The sequence below is a fragment of the Acinetobacter sp. MB5 genome (assembly GCF_003261585.1).
Classification (GTDB): Bacteria; Pseudomonadota; Gammaproteobacteria; order Pseudomonadales; family Moraxellaceae; genus Acinetobacter.
The window spans coordinates 1-2,324 of the sequence record NZ_POVU01000039.1 but is presented as its reverse complement, the minus strand read 5'-3'; the positions used below and the strand labels follow the sequence as shown (position 1 = coordinate 2,324).

Below are 2,324 nucleotides of genomic sequence, written 5' to 3'. Positions count from 1 at the left end.
CGCTGATTTGGATCTTTATAGACATAGTTTAAGTCAGCCGTATAGAAGTCTGCATTGTTCGCGACGTAGTAAGTATCGTCAAAAGAACCCATAACCGAATAATCTGGATGCAGTGGATCTTTGTTGGTAATTTTATTTTTACCGCCTGTTAAAGTGAAATTTAGCCCTTTATAGCTAGCACGTGTAAACAGTGCCCATGTATTACGGTGACCCGTGGCTGAATAGGTTTTATTGTCGATATCTGAATACCAATACGAACCGCCAGCACTCAATTTCAGATCAGGAATATTGAGGTTTGGTAGCTCTTGATCAATACGTCCAACAAACATATTTTTTTCTTCGTACGAGCTGTCACCTGCAACATTGGTTTTGACATAATTGGCGGTATAACGAGAAGAATCATAGCCTTTACCGACATAGTTGCCTGCATCACCTACAAAATATGCCAAATCCACTTTGGTGCTTTTGGTGATGTTGGACTGGAAATTAATCCCTAGGTTATGAATGTCTTCAAGCCCTGCATTGACATCAATCCCACCATACCAACTGGTTGACCAACCGCGCCCTGGACCGAAGGGCACATCTTGAACACCGACGGTTACACGATTGTCTTTATTAATTTTATAACCTAAATTGGCGTTTACCAAAGACGAGAAATCACATAACGTATCAAACTGGTAGCAGCGATATTCAAGATTGCCATAGAAGTTTTTGGCATCATAATTGACATTGAGTTTGGCTGCGTTGAACTGCAATTTATGATCATCATTTGAATAATCTTTGTCAGTAATATTGGCTCTTAACCAACCTGAGACAGTGAGCTGCCCCAAGTCAGAATTGGCATCCCCAATGGAAAGATCTGTCGCAAATGCTGGTGTACTAGACATTAATGCAACAGAAACCCCAATAAAAAGTTTTTTGTGTTTCGTTAAAAACATCCTAATCTTCCTTAAACAACATAGAGAAATAAATTTTAAGTCGTATGATTAAACGATTCATTTTCTCGATTTAACCGAGGTGTGATGGGCGTTAAATCGATGAAAATTGACGCAATCATACTTTGTTATGATTAGGCGTTAGCCTGGGTAAATTCCGCGTTCAATACGCGCAATCAAAATCCGTTCACATGCCAGAATGTATGCGGCAGTGCGTAAAGAGCACTGGTTTTGAGAGGCTTTCTGCCAAACGTCAGAAATTGCTTCACGCATAATTTTGTCCATACGCTGGTTAATTTCATCTTCTGTCCAGAAGTAGCTGGCCAAGTCCTGTACCCATTCAAAATAGCTCACGGTGACACCGCCAGCGTTACAAATCACATCGGGCACAACGGTAATGTCGCGACTCATCAGGATGTCTTCAGCACTGGCAAGGGTTGGGCCATTAGCACCTTCCAGAATCAACTTGGTCTGAATATTTCGGGCAATCTCTTCGGTAATCACATTTTCCAGTGCAGCAGGAATGAAAATTTCCGCAGCAATATTCCAGAATTGATCTTTCTCAATTTCATCAGAACTGGAAAAACCTTGAATGCTGCCTTTATTCTGCTGCTGATAGGCCATCAGCTTAGGAATATCAATGCCATTTTCCTGATAAAGCGTTGCGCTGTGGTCTTGTACACACACCACTTTTGAACCATGTTCATGAAATAACAAGGCCGCTTCACTACCGACATTGCCAAAACCTTGTACACAGACCTTGGCAGTTTTAACGTCTAGACCAATGTTTTTAGCAACCTCGGAACCTGTCACAAACACACCACGCCCTGTTGCGCGAGCACGACCAAGTGAACCACCTAAATGCACAGGTTTGCCTGTGACGACACCTGTGATGGTATTGCCAGCATTCATGGAAAAGGTGTCCATCATCCATGCCATGATTTGTGGGGTTGTTCCAACATCGGGCGCAGGAATATCTTTTTGTGGGCCAATAATCAGATTGATTTCAGCAGCATAACGACGGGTTAGGCGTTCCAGTTCACGTTTCGAAAGTTTGGATGGATCGACGCGGACACCTCCTTTGGCACCGCCAAAGGGTAAATTGAGTGCAGCACATTTAATCGTCATCCATGCGGACAGTGCCATCACCTCATTGAGATCGACATTAGGATGGAAACGCACCCCACCTTTACCTGGCCCACGTGCCAAGCTGTGTTGTACCCGAAATCCTTCAAAATGCTGAATAGAGCCGTCATCCATTTCAACAGGAATATCGACAATTAAGGAACGCTTGGGGTGACGAAGAAAATCTAGACGATCACGAATGGACTCATCTAAGAAAGGTTCAACACGTTTTAACTGCTGCAAATAATTATTCCATGCAGTACT

General features: G+C 42.9%; 2 protein-coding genes. Both read right to left on the bottom strand.

Going from position 1 to position 2,324, the window contains the following annotated elements; genetic code table 11:
- Positions 1–938 (bottom strand): hypothetical protein (locus tag C1A47_RS17465; RefSeq protein ID WP_111896284.1); only part of this gene is annotated, 938 nt, incomplete at its 3' end.
- Between the two features lie 138 nt (positions 939–1,076).
- Positions 1,077–2,324, bottom strand: a 1,248-nt coding sequence (locus tag C1A47_RS17460; protein WP_111896283.1) for a Glu/Leu/Phe/Val family dehydrogenase, incomplete at its 5' end; no start/stop codon positions are given.